Source organism: Methylocaldum sp., assembly GCF_035627495.1.
Classification (GTDB): Bacteria; Pseudomonadota; Gammaproteobacteria; order Methylococcales; family Methylococcaceae; genus Methylocaldum.
The window spans coordinates 53,687-68,504 of record NZ_DASPLO010000043.1; the positions used below are offsets into that span (position 1 = coordinate 53,687).

At 59.2% G+C, this 14,818-nt stretch carries 15 protein-coding genes; 5 read left to right on the plus strand and 10 right to left on the minus strand.

Going from position 1 to position 14,818, the window contains the following annotated elements:
* Positions 1-162 precede the first annotated feature (162 nt).
* The 5 genes from VEB01_RS03565 to VEB01_RS03585 all read right to left on the minus strand — a co-directional run bounded on the left by VEB01_RS03565 (position 163) and on the right by VEB01_RS03585 (position 3,061).
* Positions 163-660 carry a GNAT family N-acetyltransferase gene (locus tag VEB01_RS03565; protein WP_324872875.1) on the minus strand — a complete coding sequence of 166 codons (498 nt, stop codon included), beginning with the start codon at positions 658-660 and terminating at the stop codon, positions 163-165.
* Positions 657-938: a type II toxin-antitoxin system TacA family antitoxin gene (locus VEB01_RS03570; protein ID WP_324872876.1), complete on the minus strand. Its 282-nt coding sequence runs from the start codon at positions 936-938 to the stop codon at positions 657-659. The genes VEB01_RS03565 and VEB01_RS03570 overlap by 4 nt, the downstream gene beginning before the upstream one ends.
* Before the next feature lie 194 nt (positions 939-1,132).
* Positions 1,133-1,282, minus strand: a complete 150-nt coding sequence (locus VEB01_RS03575) for a hypothetical protein (RefSeq protein WP_324872878.1) — start codon at positions 1,280-1,282, stop codon at positions 1,133-1,135.
* A 23-nt stretch (positions 1,283-1,305) separates the two neighbouring features.
* A complete protein-coding gene (locus tag VEB01_RS03580; protein WP_324872880.1) occupies positions 1,306-2,382 on the minus strand; it encodes a hypothetical protein in 1,077 nt (358 codons plus the stop codon).
* A 310-nt stretch (positions 2,383-2,692) separates the two neighbouring features.
* Positions 2,693-3,061, minus strand: a complete 369-nt coding sequence (locus tag VEB01_RS03585) for a calcium-binding protein (RefSeq protein WP_324872882.1) — start codon at positions 3,059-3,061, stop codon at positions 2,693-2,695.
* A 432-nt stretch (positions 3,062-3,493) separates the two neighbouring features.
* Here VEB01_RS03585 and VEB01_RS03590 point away from each other — a divergent pair, with 432 nt between their 5' ends.
* A complete protein-coding gene (locus VEB01_RS03590) occupies positions 3,494-4,909 on the plus strand; it encodes an L-serine ammonia-lyase (RefSeq protein WP_324872884.1) in 1,416 nt (471 codons plus the stop codon).
* A gap of 64 nt (positions 4,910-4,973) precedes the next feature.
* Here VEB01_RS03590 and VEB01_RS03595 read toward each other — a convergent pair whose 3' ends face one another.
* Entirely contained in the window at positions 4,974-5,486 is a 513-nt protein-coding gene (locus tag VEB01_RS03595) for a class I SAM-dependent methyltransferase (protein WP_324872904.1), read from the minus strand.
* Here VEB01_RS03595 and VEB01_RS03600 point away from each other — a divergent pair.
* Positions 5,382-5,615 carry a hypothetical protein gene (locus tag VEB01_RS03600; RefSeq protein WP_324872886.1) on the plus strand — a complete coding sequence of 78 codons (234 nt, stop codon included), beginning with the start codon at positions 5,382-5,384 and terminating at the stop codon, positions 5,613-5,615. The two genes, VEB01_RS03595 and VEB01_RS03600, sit on opposite strands and share 105 nt — an antisense overlap.
* A gap of 83 nt (positions 5,616-5,698) precedes the next feature.
* Here the strand turns inward: VEB01_RS03600 and VEB01_RS03605 are convergent, their stop codons facing one another.
* Positions 5,699-7,069, minus strand: coding sequence for an APC family permease (locus tag VEB01_RS03605; RefSeq protein ID WP_324872888.1), 1,371 nt, complete (start codon positions 7,067-7,069; stop codon positions 5,699-5,701).
* On the minus strand, positions 7,069-8,115 hold the full coding sequence (locus VEB01_RS03610; protein WP_324872890.1) for a VIT1/CCC1 transporter family protein: 1,047 nt from the start codon (positions 8,113-8,115) through the stop codon (positions 7,069-7,071). The genes VEB01_RS03605 and VEB01_RS03610 overlap by 1 nt, the downstream gene beginning before the upstream one ends.
* Before the next feature lie 210 nt (positions 8,116-8,325).
* On the opposite strand from VEB01_RS03610, the gene VEB01_RS03615 reads away from it, so the two are divergent.
* The 3 genes from VEB01_RS03615 (at position 8,326) to VEB01_RS03625 (ending at position 10,225) form a co-directional block, all read left to right on the plus strand.
* Positions 8,326-8,712, plus strand: a complete 387-nt coding sequence (locus VEB01_RS03615) for a hypothetical protein (protein WP_324872892.1) — start codon at positions 8,326-8,328, stop codon at positions 8,710-8,712.
* Between the two features lie 180 nt (positions 8,713-8,892).
* Complete coding sequence (locus tag VEB01_RS03620) at positions 8,893-9,531, plus strand: hypothetical protein (protein ID WP_324872894.1); 639 nt, start codon at positions 8,893-8,895, stop codon at positions 9,529-9,531.
* Between the two features lie 493 nt (positions 9,532-10,024).
* Positions 10,025-10,225: a hypothetical protein gene (locus VEB01_RS03625; protein WP_324872896.1), complete on the plus strand. Its 201-nt coding sequence runs from the start codon at positions 10,025-10,027 to the stop codon at positions 10,223-10,225.
* Positions 10,226-10,755: 530 nt separating this feature from the next.
* On the opposite strand, the gene rpoD is transcribed toward VEB01_RS03625, so the two are convergent.
* Positions 10,756-12,576: an RNA polymerase sigma factor RpoD gene (rpoD, locus tag VEB01_RS03630; protein ID WP_324872898.1), complete on the minus strand. Its 1,821-nt coding sequence runs from the start codon at positions 12,574-12,576 to the stop codon at positions 10,756-10,758.
* Positions 12,577-13,012: 436 nt separating this feature from the next.
* Complete coding sequence (locus VEB01_RS03635) at positions 13,013-14,389, minus strand: O-linked N-acetylglucosamine transferase, SPINDLY family protein (RefSeq protein WP_324872900.1); 1,377 nt, start codon at positions 14,387-14,389, stop codon at positions 13,013-13,015.
* Between the last annotated feature and the right edge of the window lie 429 nt (positions 14,390-14,818).

Below are 14,818 nucleotides of genomic sequence, written 5' to 3' on the forward strand. Positions count from 1 at the left end.
GCCGTTTGCGATTGGAAGGGTTACGACTCAAGCAACCGTTTGCGATTGGAAGGGTCGCGGTTAAAGCGACCGTTTGCGATTGGAGTACTGCCTAACCCGCCCCACCGTGCTAAATGTTGGTCGAAGGGCTTCCACGCAAGTACCGGCATGGAAAGTGGTGTCTCATAAGCGGCGGAACGCCATGGCGGGCAGGAACAAGCGCTCGGGGCGTCCCGGCAAAGGCGTGAAGCCGAAGTGGCTGTAAAAAGACGCCGACTGTTCATCCTTGGCATCTACGACGATTCCAGCTACAGCGAGTACCGCGCTCGCCTGCACCACTTTTTGGCAAGCGTCGGCCAACAGGATCGAACCTAGTCCCTGGCCCTGGAAGTTCTGATCAACCGCCAAGCGGCCGAGCAAAGCCACTGGCACCGGATAGCGGGGCAGCTTGCGCGCCAACGCTATCGGCAAGTCCAAGCAATTCACGCTGCCGGCACTCAGAGTAAAGAAACCTGCCACGCATTGGGAATCCTCCGGAGTGGCAACAAAGACGCGCGCCACATCACGTCGAACATCCTGGGACGCATAGCGCCGGATATACTCATCGAGAGCGCCCGTCCCACAGCAAAACCCGGTCGTATCCACCGCTACATCGAGCGGCCCGATACAATAATCCGTCACCGGCGGACCCGCTTCGCGTGACGATCGAAAGCGCGGTTGAGCGCCGCATTGGGTTCGACGGGCGAATCAAGGGCGGCGAGAAAGGCTTGAAAGTCTTCCGGCATCAAGGTGATGGACTCATGGGCCTGCACGACTTGCTCGGCCGAAGCCAGAGCGTGCGAGAGCACGAATTCGGACACGCTGACATGCGTATAGGCGGCGGCCTTATCGAGCACCTGTCGGGTGCGAAGGTCGCAGCGAATGTTGAGGCGGCTGTCCTTAGTCGTTGCGGTGTTCATAACTAACTCCGAAAATCTGATTGCCGCTTATTGTGCGCCGATTGTACGTACGTAACAAGCTCTGCCGGAGTGAACAGCATCTCCGTCTCCAGGGTTTCCAGGCGGGTGAACAAGGGCTGTAGGGCGGGTTAGCGTACTCGCGTAACCCGCCTTTTCGCGGTGTGCGGCGGGTTACGCGAGTACGCTAACCCGCCCTACAGTGCTTCAAACTCGGCCTCGTCGAGCACGGAGAGTACGACCGGAACGCCTTGGCGGCGGTCCGGAAGCATCCGGCGTATCGAGGGACGGTTATTTTCCTGCTGCCCGATGCGGGGCGATAGAGTGAGATATTCATGCGACAGCACCAACCTGAACGCTCGCCGGCAGATCAATCTCGCAAAGCCATGGTCGATTGCTCGACGGCATGGTAGAAGACACCCGTGTCCTCGATAAAGTAGTTGAAGAAGCCTCGCTGCACCGGAATCTCTATAGGGACCAGCTCGATTTCGTGGAATCCTTGCTCCTCCAGAGACCCTTTCAGCCGTGGGTTACGCAGCAGGCGGTTGACCAACTCGATTCGGGCGAGTTGCTGAGCATAGGCGCCGTTGAACCAGAGTTCCGTCTCCAGGTCCTGAACCTCGATAAAGCTTTCCGGCAACTCGCCCACCCACTGGTACCGCTGTGGCCGCGGGATATAGATCACATGGGCGGCGCTCAGTTCCGAGAGAATGAACTGGCGCGCATAGGCGCCGTCGATGCGCTCTTGAGGTTTGCCATCGCGCTCGAATCCGTAAAGGCTTAGCCACAATGCATCCCGAACCGCCTCCGCCGTGATTTTCTCCGCCTTGACCGACGGCAAATCACCGCTCTTCCGCATCGCCTGCGCGTGCGCATCGTCTGGACGCCGTTCCCGGCGCTCCTGCTGGACCACTCGGTACGCCTCCCATGCGGCGGTATTCATGTGGAGGTGCTCGGTCCCTAAACGCGGGCTGAAGCTATTGAAGAAGATGGCGATATCACTCGCATTGAACGCCTCTGCGATCTGGTGATAAATCTCTTCCGACCGTGTGGGCACGAGGAGTTGGGCTGGAAACCAGAGATCCCACCACTGCTCGGGGGGTGTCCGATACCATCGGGAGACGAGACGGGTGAAATACTCCGGAATCGCCGGCCGGAACACGCCCTCGCCGCCGTACAGATAGGCCAACCACGATCGGAGCATTGATGGCGGCAGCTGGCGCCAGATCGCAGAGCGGGTGTCATCGGCCGATCTCTTGAATTCCTGCTCGATGTCGTGCCCTTCCAGCCACCTCCAGGTCCAGTAAATCATTCCGGACGTGCAGGAGAGATGGGTCGGTGTTTTCCCTTCCTTTCCGGAGGCGTGCAGGAAGCCGACCCCATGGGCGTTTGAGCCGCCTATCCCGCCTAGAGCGAATGCGATGTTCCTTTGGCCGTTGACAGTCATGTCCTATCCTCCATGTTAAGCGAGATATAACCTACGCATCCTTTGGCTATCCACTGGGCGCGATGCTTTCAGCAGCGTGCGCCAGACCTTGTCGTAACCGGCGCAGAGGAGCCCGCTTCCAGAACGAGCGTCGGCACAGACGTTCCGCCACCGTTTCGCTAGCGAGCTATGGCCGGCGAACTATCCGCACCCTTCAGGAGTTATTGTGGCACAGTCATGTGAAAACAATGATGAGTTAGACCCATACGGTGCCGAGTGTCACGGTCAAGAAAGACTTACCGTAGCGCCGGGTTAAGCGAACGACTTCGGCTCAGAATTGATACCCCTGCCGAACCCAATAGTGCCAGTCTTCGATTGCTTGAGCCGTTTCCTCGTCGGCGGCCATCGGCATCAACTGAGCGAGGGGCACGGCCAACTCTTCTTTTTCCCGGCGGATCAGGACAAACATCTCATGCTCACATTCCTCTTCCGGAGCCATCTCGATCACTTCCACCGCCTCGTTGATGTGCAGTGGAGAAATGGTCCGCCGGGCGACACAGTGGGCCGTGAACGGAAACCGGAGCTTATCCTGAAGGTAGTAATACCAGCCCATCGCACGCTCGGCTTCATCGTAGCAGTCGACGATGATTTCCATAATAATCCGCTCCTCGCGTTCGGGATCACGCTTCGCCTCATTCATAGGCCGCTCCGTGGGTTTGCCTCAAGATCACTTTCTTCGACCAAACCTGACCGTAAAGCGTTTAACCATTCCCGTAATGAAAACTACGGATTGGGCCCTTGTGTACCGCCCTCACAGAAGGTGTCAGGCTTTTGTTGTTTGACAATGCTAATGATGGCGAGGATTTAGGCATTCGGCTTTACGCACTTGCCACCCCTTGGCCATATAGTCGGTTAGCGGCCACAACGAGCCGGCCACAGGATATTGCGGACAGCTGAGGGCGCCCTCATTGCAAACGCGAATCATGGCTGCAACATGGGCGCTATAGGTCGGATTCAACTCGTTCGCGCTGTTTGGAGACTTGCGCGTATTCATCCGAGTGATCTTCCCCGCCGATTTGCGGCACAATGAGCTTTTTATTCGGAACATCCGACTTTCGACAGCGATCCTCGCATGGACTCCATCAGCGCGTTCGACATTATCAAAGTGGGTATCGGCCCTTCGAGCTCCCATACCATGGGGCCGTGGGAGGCCGCGCGGCTGTTCGTGCGCGAGTTGCCCGACCCGGACGCCGTCGTCTCGGTCACCGTCAGGCTGTATGGGTCTCTGGCCAAGACCGGCGCGGGCCACGGCACCGACGTGGCCGTGCTGATGGGACTGTCCGGCGAGGACTACACGCGCATCGACACCGGCGCCATTCCGGCTAAGCTCGACAAGATCAAATCCGGCGGGCGCATCGCTCTGGGCGGCCGCCGAGAGCTGCCGTTCGCGGTTGAGCGGGACCTGATCTTCGATCATGCGACCACGCTGCCCTACCATGCCAACGGGATGAGGTTTCAGGCTAGGCTTCTGGATGATTCGGTCGTTACCCGGACTTACTATTCGCTCGGCGGCGGATTCATCGCAACCGAGACGGAAGCGGACCCGTCGGCGGAACGGAGGATCGTCACGCCCTACCCCTGCCATAGCGGTGGCGATCTGGTCCGCAACTGCCGGATGCTGGGTCTGTCGGTTTCCGAACTCACTTATCTGAATGAGCAGGCATGGCGAACCCGCCGCGAGATCGATGCGCAGGCGCTTGGGCTTTGGCGGGAAATCCGCGCCTGCGTCTTCCGGGGCGTGAACCGCGAGGGGTATTTGCCCGGCGGGCTCCGAGTCAAACGCCGGGCCGCCGCGATCAACCGCAAACTCTTAGGTGCCGCCGTTTGCGAGAGCGTCGACTCGTGGCTGGACCTGCTCAGGCAGCAGCCCCGCGACTTTACCCGCGTCAATATGTGGATTTCCTGCTTCGCCCTGGCGGTCAACGAAGAGAACGCCTCGTTCGGGCGGATCGTGACGGCGCCCACCAACGGTGCCGCCGGCGTCATTCCGGCGGTGTTGATGTATGCCTGGTGTTTCGTCGACGGGTTCGACGAGGATAAGGTCATCCGCTTCCTCCTGGTCGCCGGAGAAATCGGCACCCTGTTCAAAAAGAATGCGACCATTTCCGCCGCCATGGGCGGCTGCCAGGCCGAGATCGGCGTGTCCTCGGCCATGGCGGCGGCGGGGTTGGCCGAAGTCTTGGGAGGCTCGCCGGAACAGGTGCTCCAGGCTGCCGAGATCGCCATGGAACACCATCTGGGGCTGACCTGCGATCCGGTCGGCGGATTGGTGCAGATTCCCTGCATCGAGCGCAACAGCATGGGCGCGGTGAAAGCCATCACGGCCGCGAATATGGCCCTGCAGAGCGACCCGGCGGAAGCCCGAGTGAGCCTCGACGCGGTGATCCGGACCATGTGGCAAACCGCTCAGGACATGAACAGCCGCTACAAGGAAACCGCGGAAGGCGGCTTGGCGATGCAGATCCCGGTTAACGTCCCGGAATGCTGAACGGCGAGGCGTGGGCGCCAGTCGTTAGGGACAGACTCACGGATTCAAAATCGCTTTCGCCTTCTCAGGCTTTGCGCCATACACTGGCCAGCCAGGGTTGCTGCTCGCGGGGCAGGCCGCTGGGGCGGTAGTAATGGGTCAATTCCGCGAACCCGGCGGACGTCAGGAAACGGCGCCAGGTGTCGAGGTCGTGGAAGGCTCCGTACCGCCCATGACTCCACCCTTCCTCGTTCCGGCCCCGCGGATTCGAGCTGAACAACACGCCGTCCGACTTTAGCGTCGCATGCAGCTCTCCAAGGATGCGCGGCAACTCGCGGCTAGGCACATGAAAGAGAGAGGCATTGGCGAAAACCCCATGAAAGTACTCGTCCGGCAGATCGAGCCGGAGAAAGTCCTGGTGCCAAGCTTCGCAGCCGCTGTAAGCGCGGGCCAGTTCCACAAACCGAAGGGCGCCGTCCAATCCTATGGCTCGATGTCCCAAGTCGGTAAACGCCTTGAGATCGCGACCCGGTCCGCAGCCGAAATCGAGTATGGTGTACGGCGGCTCATCGCGGAGGTAACCCAGCAGGGCCGCGATGTTCTGACTGACGTCGTGGTTGCGGGTGCCTTCGAAAAAGGCTTCGGCATTCCGATCGTAATGCGCCAGGGTAATGGCGGAGATTTCTTCCAGCGTTTGAGGATTTATGGCCGGCCCGATTCATGTTGAGTTTTGGCGGATGAGGATCGCATGCTAAGTTGCCGGGTTATCGGGAAACCGTTCGCCATCCCCGATTGCTTCCCCGTTACCCCTTACTTCAGCGCTTCCGGGTTGACCTCGACCCGGCCGATCCACCACCGGTTGATCCCCCATAGCGCAATGCCGACGCCCAGCAGAGCAAGCGCGATCACATAGTCGCTGGCCGGCCGCCCGGACAGCACCGGGAGGGCCAGGTAGCCGCAGAAGAGCGCGCCCAGCACGGGCGCTGCGGTAGGCGCCCGGAAGTGTGTGTGCTCGACTTTTTCCCGGCGCAGTACCAGGCACGCGATGTTGACCCCCGTGAAGATGCACAGCAGGAGCAGGGCCGTAGTGCCGCCGAGCTTCCTCACGCCGTCCTCGCCGGCCGCGACGAGCAGCCCCACCGCGATCACGGTGGTGAACAGGATCGACACCCAGGGCGTGCGCCGGGACGGGTGCACGGCGCCGAACACTGGAGGCAAAATCCGCTCGTTCGCCATGCCGTACAGCAGCCGACTGGCCATCAACATGTTGATCAGGGCCGAGTTGATCACGGCGAGCAAACCGATGCCGGCGAACACCTTCAGCGGGAACGCGGGGGCGCCGATGGCGACCACTTTCAAGAGCGCATCGGACCTTGCGGCGGAAAGCTCTTCGGCCGGGACCAGCAGCGAGGCGGTGAGCGCCACCAGCCCGTAGATCAGGGCCGCGACGGCCAGCCCGGACAGCAACGACCGCGGAAAGATCCGCGCCGGGTCCAGGCACTCCTCGGCCATGTTCACCGAGTCCTCGAACCCGACCATTGCGAAAAAGGCTAGCGAAGTGGCCGCCGTGATCGAGAGCAGCAGGCTTTGGTCCGCGGTGCGGATCTCGAGAAGCCGGCTCGGCTCGCCCTGGCCGCTCCCCACCGCGTACACGCCGATTGCGATGATGATCAAAAGGCCCAATAACTCAACGCCGGTGAGCACCGCATTGGCCTTCACCGACTCGGCCACCCCTCGAAAGTTGATCAGCCCCAGGGCGATGAGAAACCCGACCGCCACCGGCATCACCGGACAGGGGACGAACGGCTGGAGGTAGGTGGCGCCGAACGCGCGGGCCGCCGCGGCGGCGGAAGCAATGCCCGAGCACATCACGGCGAAGGCGACCAGGAAGGTCAGAAACGGGATCCGGAACGCCCGCTGGGTGTACAGCGCCGCGCCGGCTGCGCGGGGATATTTGCCGACCAGTTCCAGATAGCTGAACGCGGTGAGGAACGCGACCCCGAACGCCAGCAGGAACGGCAGCCACAGCGCACCCCCGATCTGGCCGGCCACGCTGCCGATAAGCGCGTAGATGCCGGTGCCGATCACGTCGCCAATCACGAAGAAGAACAGCAGCTTGGGGCCGATCGCCCGCTTCAGCGCCAGCGGGGCCGCAACCGCGCGCCGGGTGGTATCGCTCATCAGATTAGGCCGGGCGCGTGAGGGGCGATCCATGAGCCGATGGCATACGTCACGATGCCGGCCATACCGCCGATCAGCACCATCCGCAGCCCGCCCAACAAGGCACTCCGGCCGGTGAAAAGGCTTAGACAGGCGCCGATCGCGAACAGGCTGACCCCGGCCAAGAGGCCGGCCATCCGCACGCCTTGGTGCAGGTTCAGATGGAGGAGGAACGGAATGAGCGGAATGATCGCGCCCGCCGAAAACGCCAGGAACGAAAGCAGCGCGGCGCCCCAGGGCGAACCCAGATCGTCCGGGTTCACGCCCAGCTCTTCGCGCGCCAGGAGATCCAAGGCGTTCTCCGGGTTGCTCATCATCTGCCGGGTGGCGCGGCGTGCCTGCTGCAAACTCATGCCGCGGGCGGCGTAAATGACCGCCAATTCCTCCACCTCTTCCTCGGGAAACATCGCCAATTCGGCACGTTCGAGATCAATCTGGTACTCGAACAATTCCCGTTGTGACCGCATCGACACGTATTCCCCCGCCGCCATGGACAAAGCCCCGGCCAACAAACCGGCAATGCCGGCCATCAACACCACCCCGGTCTCGGTATTGGCTCCGGCCATACCCAAGATCAGGCTGGTATTCGACACCAGCCCATCATTGATACCGAATACGGCCGCCCGGAGGTTGCCCCCCGCCATCCCCTTGTGCCGGCGCCCCACGTCCTCGGCCGCGGTGGGCATCGCATGGCGTACCTCCAGCCCCCGGCCCGCATAGGCGGAAAGCCCCCGGATCTTCATACTGGCCAGAACCGGGCGTAGAGCCTTCGGCCCGAACATCCGAACCAGACGGCCGATCAGTCGTGCCCGCAGCGTCGGCTTAAAAGGCCTTAACTCCGTGCCTTCCGCCTTCAAACGGTTCTCCCAGAGTGCGGCTTGAGCCTCGGCCTGCTCGGCGAGCGTGCAAAACAAACGCCGCATCCGACGGTCGCTCTCAGAGGCAACGATAACCCGATACAACCAGGCCGACTGCTTTTCCTGAAACCAACTGTCGAAAAGGGACATGGATAGTGTGGGATGAGGGGAAGTTGAGTGTGGTAGGGATGTGGGCATGCAACCTTGTGTCGTTACCCCCAGTGGAGATCTTAACGATTTTGGCGACAAGAAAACATAAGGGTTGGTGGGTGAACCGACGGTCTGATCATGTCCAGCGTGCCCCCTTACCCTCTCTCGCGAAGATTAGCGGAAGATTCTAACCGGTCGCGCAGCCAAGCCATGACGCGCAGCATCTCGTCGGCGTTCAGGTTGACGTTCTGCGGCCCCATCAAGTCCGACCTATTCGAGTTCGACCGGCGGCTCGGGGGCATCCGCCTCGGCAATCCCAAGTTGCGCCGTAAGAACTTGGTGTTCGTCGGAGGTCGGGGCAGGTTGCCGTCATCATCAATGCGCATCCTCAGAAGCTGTCATCAAACTACTGCGCGCCGCCATGCCGGCGTTGCTCAAGGGCTCAAAATCCTCATGTACACCTCTGTACACTCCGGTTATTACTCGCCCCATCCCTGGGGTTCGCCCTGCGGGCCAGCCTACGGCTGTTCCCTTCGCGTGTCCCGCGCTCCGGGTCGCTCTTTCGCGCCTTGTCCTGACATCGCTCGTGACGTTTGAAGACAGCTTCTTAGGGCTGAAGGGACCCGCGATTATAGCCAGGCTTCGCGTTTGGCTAAGGGATGATGCATGAAATCGACTAGACTGACGGAGACCCTCGGGAGTACCGGCTGGGCGCCTTAATCCCCGGTCTATCACATTTTCGTTCACTCAACCGAACCCTTCTCAAAGAAAAAGAACATGAAAAATATCCCGGTTACCCATTCCACTCCCCCATTAATCACCCGCCTCATGGTGTGGGGCGCACTCGCGAGCCTTCTGCTCTTAACCGTGGGGTGTGCCACGAACATCAAGCCCACCACCGCGCAAAATCCGCCGCCCAAGGAGAAATTCTCGGCATTCAACCGCTTTGAGCTGCACCCGCTGCTGGCGGCCAATGCCACGGTCGCCGAGGAAAAGGCGGCTTTGGCAAAGATTCAGGAGAACCTCGATGAGCAGCTCAAAAGTCGGCTCGATCAATGGAATGCCAAACCGGTTCGAGGGCCATCGCGGACGCTGGTGATCGAGCCCATCGTGACGGATCTCAAGTTCGTCGGAGGCGGCACCCGCTTTTTCGCAGGCGCCTTGGCCGGCAGCTCCGCAGTCGTGATGCGGGCAAGATTTAAAGACAAGGAAACCCAAGAAGAGGTGGCGTATCCGGAGCTCTACGCCCACGCCGCGGCAATGGGGGGCGCCTTCTCGGTCGGAGGCACGGACAACGCGATGCTGGTCCGCATCGCCAACTCGCTCGCCGCCTATGTCTTCACCAACTACAAGCAGGCCGTTGGCGGACCCGTAATGCCGCCCGAAGTAGAGGCCGCCTCGATCGCGACCGAATAAGGCCAATCCGGATCCTTTATAAGATTTCCGTTGGCCGGCGATAAGGCCGGCCAGTACCGCTCGATTGCGTCGCCATTTTTTACAAAACTTTCGTTCGACCGATCCCGACTCAACCAAGGATCGAGGCCTGGCTCGACAATGGCTCGACGCCCGATCGCGATGCCTTGTGGATCGCCTGCGACCGCCGCTCTTGCAGCGAATGTAATGGAGAGACTCAACGTGCTGATTTGATCGAAATTTCTGCGACCGGCTCACACCAGCGTTGTTAACGCCATTTCCCTTCGACGCCATCGCTCGGCATCCCGTCACCCCGCGTTTCGTATCCCGGAGTCCGTCAACATCAGGCCGCATAAGCCGACCCATATTGTTTCCATATAAAAGCATTATATTAAAATAATAAAGCGATTATTTCCTGATTTTATAACAATATTGCTAACAAGCCCTTTGAATTTTAGTTATGATTATTTCCGTAAATAAAATTATGGAGGTGTTCATGAACGCTTTATTGCTCATTTTGGTCATCCCGTTTTTGGTGCTGCTCCTAGTACTGAGCCTTCTTGCACTGATGCTGGTGGCCGCCGCCGTTTTTGAATTCCCGCTGGTCATGCTGATTGCCGTGGGCCTTGGTTTATTAGTTCGCCAAGTCCTGCCAAGCCTGGGCAAAAAGCAGGACGTTTTATGCGAGCAGCTGTAACGCTTCGGTCTCCGTCGACTTCAAACGAATCCCAGTCCCAGTGGCTGGGATTTGTTTTTTTGCCGCCCGGAAAATTACTCATCGGCAGCACGAGGCCGATCATCGAGCGGCGAATCAGGGCGCTGCGTACGACCCCCACGCTCGGCTAAGCTTTGGGAAGCTCCCCCAGCTTCCGGATGAATCCCATAGACCGCCCCGATCTTTCCGATCAAGGCAGAATCGCTCCGGTTCAAAGGCTCAACACCGGCAAGTCACTGGTAACAACATTGACGTGCGGATCTAACTAAAAGCTGGGTCTACGTTAGCGTGAAGCCCCCGGTTGAGCGGCATACCTTCCTTAATTCCTCTGTTCTCCTTCTCAGACCAGAAAGCCAAGAGGCGATCACCAGCCGCCATTCGGGTAACCCCATGGCAGTAGATGACACCGGCGATGTCGGTGTGGTCCGGTGGGTTACACAAATGATGGCTTTTCCTACGCTCGTCCGTCCCTTTCGAGTGCGGCGGTCTCAAGGAAGGCGTCCTCTTGATCTTTATTCCAAATCAAGAAAGCTTCTAAGCTGATCCGAGCGGGTGGAATGGCGAAGTTTTCGTATAGCCTTGGCCTCGATTTGCCGGATGCGTTCACGCGTCACGGCGAACTCTTTGCCCACCTCTTCCAGGGTGTGGTCCGTCGGCCGGTCGATCCCGAAACGCATCCGTAACACTTTGGATTCACGCTCGGTCAGGCACGACAAGACCTGCCTGGTTGCCTCTTGCAATCCGGCCAAGGTCGCAGCCTCGACGGGCGATACATCCCGGGTGTCTTCGAGCATCTCTCCGAGTTGCTTATCGCTGTCGTCCCCTACGGGGGTCGCCATCGAAATAGGCTGGCTGGCAATCTTCAGGACCTGGCGAACCTTGGCTTCGGACATTTCCATGCAGTCGGCAATCTCTTCCGGGGTGGCGGCGCGGCCGGTCTTCTGAAGCGTTTGATGGGATGTCCTGTTGATCTTGTTGATGGTCTCGATCATATGCACGGGGACTCGAATCGTGCGCGCCTGATCGGCGAGCGCTCGGGAAACCGCCTGGCGAATCCACCAAGTCGCATAGGTCGAAAATTTATAGCCGCGCCGATAGTCGAATTTATCGACGGCTTTCATGAGGCCGATGTTGCCTTCCTGGATCAGATCCAAGAATTGCAGGCCGCGGTTGGTGTATTTTTTGGCAATCGATACCACCAGCCGCAAATTGGCTTCGATCATCTCCTGTTTTGCCTGCCTGGCTTCTTGGTTGCCCACCGCCATGTGGCGATGGATGTCCCTGATTTCCAGGATGCTCAGGCCGTGTTCCGTCTCGACCTCCGCAAGCGTGTTTTGAGCGGCCCGGATCGCCTCGGCGTGGCCGGACAAAGCCGGGGCATGGCTTTTTCCCGACAGGATCTGGCGATCAAGCCATTCCCGATTGGTCTCGTTGCCGGGAAAGCTTTTGAGGAACTCGTTTTTCGGCATCCCGGACTGATCGACTGCCAGGCTCATGATGAGGCGTTCCTGCTCACGAATCCGATCCAGTGTGGCATTTAGAATATCGGCCAGTTCCATGAGGAACAGCGGGGTCTTCCTGAATTCGAGAAAACCCTCCGCAAGCACGTCAAAAGCTGCTCGAGTGCGCTCGCCATCGTGGCCGTACTGTTTTCGAGCCGCGGCCGCGGTCGCATATTGACCTTTGAAGGCAGTCAATTTTTCTTGGACCAGCGCCAGATCCGGACTGCCCTCAGCTTCGTCCGGCACGCCGGAAGCCGATGCTTCCGCGGCAGGCTCTTCGCTGTCGGGCACGGGTTCACCCATCTGATTCGAGTCGACCACCCCGATAATCAGGTCGGACAGATCAACCTCTCCGGCTTCCACACGTTCGAAGGCCCGGATGAAATGCTCCATGGCGGCGGAAAATCGAACCAATTCCCGAGCGGCCTGATCGAGACCCGCCTCGATACGTTTGGCGATCGCCAATTCGCTCGCACGGCTCAACAACTCAACCGATCCCATCTCCCGCATGTACATGTGCACCGGATCCACGTTGACGACCTTGTCGGCGTTCGCCAGCATCAGAGCGGCGGCTTCGGCCACCTCCTCTGCTTCCTCCTCGACATTCCGGCCGCCCCCCGCCACGAACTCGGCGAGGGTATCGAGATCCGGCGCCTCTTCATGCACCTCGATGCCCATGCTGTTGATTACGCCAATGATGTCGTCCATGACCTGCGGATCTAGGGCATCCCCGGGCAGATAGTCATTCACTTCCGCATAGGTGAGAAATCCCTGGGCCTTACCCTTGGCCATGAGTTCTTTGAATTGGGATTGCTGCTGTTCAAGATTCATGAAATGCCCCTGGTGAGAGTCGCCCATTTAAAGGCTTAAGATGGTTGCAAAGAATTCCGTTGGCAAATGGGTTTACGAGATCCTCCCGCAAAATCCTGCGGGGTAAAAGCTTCCGGTTCAGGAGGATTTTCGTGAAATCGGCTGGTTATGGTGAAGCCAAATCCTCAAGCTGCTCGATAAAAACCGGACATCGGAAGCCCTTAAAATCCCGAATCCCTGCACTCCCGGCACGACCCGGCGATAGTCCAAGCGCCACTGGCGGACCGCCGACGCGAAAAGAGGTAATCGGAGGGCAAGACCCATTGCTTGCACAAAGGACATCAGTACTCGGAAGACTGAAGATAGGTTTTCTCGGCTTTTTTCATGATGAATCACCTTTTTCATTGAAAATGGGAAGAGAGCCAAGAAGGCGCTGCGCCACTTCCGTAAAGCTGGATTACCCGCCATGACTGGCCGTTGCCCGGCCTATAGCCGCCGGCTTTTCGCCATCGCGATGCCGCTGCCACATCGTTTCGTAAAGGACTTCCAGGTGGTGCGTATAGGTCCGGATATCGAACAGCGGCGTGCTCAGCCGATTCGCCGCAAGTTTGCTTTTGATCCGGGACAAACGCTCCGGACGGGTGGCCAGATCGAAAGCCAAGTCGTAGTAGCCTTCGAGATCGCCGGCAATCAGCTCCGGCAGACCAATCGCACGCAAGAGACTCCCTGCCACTCTTGAGGGAAAAGTCTCTCCCGCGCAAGTCACGAGGGGTACGCCGGTCCACAAGGCATCGCTGGCCGTCGTGTGCGCATTGTAGGGCAGCGTATCCAACATCAAATCCGCCAGTCCCAGGCGGCCCAGGTGCTCGATTTGCGGCCTGTCTTCCGCGAAAACGAACCGGTCCGGAGCAATGCCTCGTTGATAGGCTTCGTTGCGGAGATTGCCCTCCGCCCTTGAATTCCTGAGCAGCCAGAGCATGCTTCCGGGAACGTTGAAAAGCAGCCTGCACCAAATGTCAAAAACGTCCGGTGTAATTTTGTAAGCCTGGTTGAAGCAGCAAAACACGAACCCCTGTTCCGCCAATCCGACCTCGGAGCGCGTGGGCTGCTCGCCAATCGTGCCTTGGCGGCCATGAGGCTGATAGGTGTCGGGCAGGTACGCGAAGGCTTCGCTGTAGTCGGCCGCGCTGCCCGGCGGCGTCAGAAATGGATCGGTGATGATGTAGTCGCAGAAATCGCCGCCCAAAGTGCCGGGATAACCCAGATAATTCACCTGGATGGGCGCTGGGCGGAACGTGAGAATGGCGGTGCGGGTGGCCTGGGTATAGCCCTTGAGATCAATGAGAATATCCACCTGGTCGCGATGGATTGCACGGGCGGCTTCGGCCGTCGATAAGGTCTGGATGTCGACGAAGTGGTCGAAACTTTTCTTGAGACGCTCCCGCATGCCTCTGCCATCGTCCGGACCGTAGGAATACGCGAATATCTCAAACCGTTCCCGGTCATGGGATTCGAACAGTTCCACCAGCAGCAGGGAGGTGGCATGCTCATGAAAGTCACAGGACAAGTAACCCAGACGTATTTTCGCCTTATCGGCGGAGTTGAACCTAAACGCCAGATCGGCCCGCTCCACAGCGGACGCCTCGATGCGCGCCTTCATCCAGAGATCGGAACAGGCGCGTTGCTCGCTCGCACTTATGCCGGGCAGGGACAGCAAGTAAAACGGCGAAATCTTGCCTGCTTCATGTCTGGCGAGGGTATCGCGCATCTTCCCGCGCCATTCGTCCAGACGCTCCCATTCGCACATGCTCCGGCTGAGGTCATAGAACTTCATGGGAATTTCGCTCCGGAACCGGCGTTAAATGTCCGCCGTAAAATGGGCTGGGTTTAGCCGTGATAATGTTTTTCAATTAGGCGGACATGGACCTGTGCGGCCGTCGATGCGTTTGAAAAGCAAAGTAAGCTGCGGCGCGCTGGAAGTTTTGATTCGGGAATCGCGCCGGCACTTCGGGCAGGATAGGCTTGTGTTTCCTAGGTGGCCTTGTAGGAATATGATCTACACCATGTAATTTCCACACGGAACACGCAACCGCAAAACCCGCGGGTTTATTGAAAATCACTAAGTTAGGACTTACGCAAAAACTGGGATTGGGAGGGCACTTGTTGGAGCGGAGCGCGTCAGAGCGGGATGGAAAAGAAGCCCATCACACGTCTGGATTACTGCCAATACTTGCTGGTGACCCAGATCAACTATACGTTGACG

Coding starts and splice junctions, on each gene's coding strand:
- VEB01_RS03615 (WP_324872892.1), top strand. CDS start 8,326: ATGACGCGCAGCATCTCGTCGGCGTTCAGGTTGACGTTCTGCGGCCCC.
- VEB01_RS03580 (WP_324872880.1), bottom strand. CDS start 2,382: ATGACTGTCAACGGCCAAAGGAACATCGCATTCGCTCTAGGCGGGATA.
- VEB01_RS03600 (WP_324872886.1), top strand. CDS start 5,382: ATGTCCCAAGTCGGTAAACGCCTTGAGATCGCGACCCGGTCCGCAGCC.
- VEB01_RS03635 (WP_324872900.1), bottom strand. CDS start 14,389: ATGAAGTTCTATGACCTCAGCCGGAGCATGTGCGAATGGGAGCGTCTG.
- VEB01_RS03590 (WP_324872884.1), top strand. CDS start 3,494: ATGGACTCCATCAGCGCGTTCGACATTATCAAAGTGGGTATCGGCCCT.
- VEB01_RS03620 (WP_324872894.1), top strand. CDS start 8,893: ATGAAAAATATCCCGGTTACCCATTCCACTCCCCCATTAATCACCCGC.
- VEB01_RS03625 (WP_324872896.1), top strand. CDS start 10,025: ATGAACGCTTTATTGCTCATTTTGGTCATCCCGTTTTTGGTGCTGCTC.
- VEB01_RS03605 (WP_324872888.1), bottom strand. CDS start 7,069: ATGAGCGATACCACCCGGCGCGCGGTTGCGGCCCCGCTGGCGCTGAAG.
- rpoD (WP_324872898.1), bottom strand. CDS start 12,576: ATGAATCTTGAACAGCAGCAATCCCAATTCAAAGAACTCATGGCCAAG.
- VEB01_RS03570 (WP_324872876.1), bottom strand. CDS start 938: ATGAACACCGCAACGACTAAGGACAGCCGCCTCAACATTCGCTGCGAC.
- VEB01_RS03585 (WP_324872882.1), bottom strand. CDS start 3,061: ATGAATGAGGCGAAGCGTGATCCCGAACGCGAGGAGCGGATTATTATG.
- VEB01_RS03610 (WP_324872890.1), bottom strand. CDS start 8,115: ATGTCCCTTTTCGACAGTTGGTTTCAGGAAAAGCAGTCGGCCTGGTTG.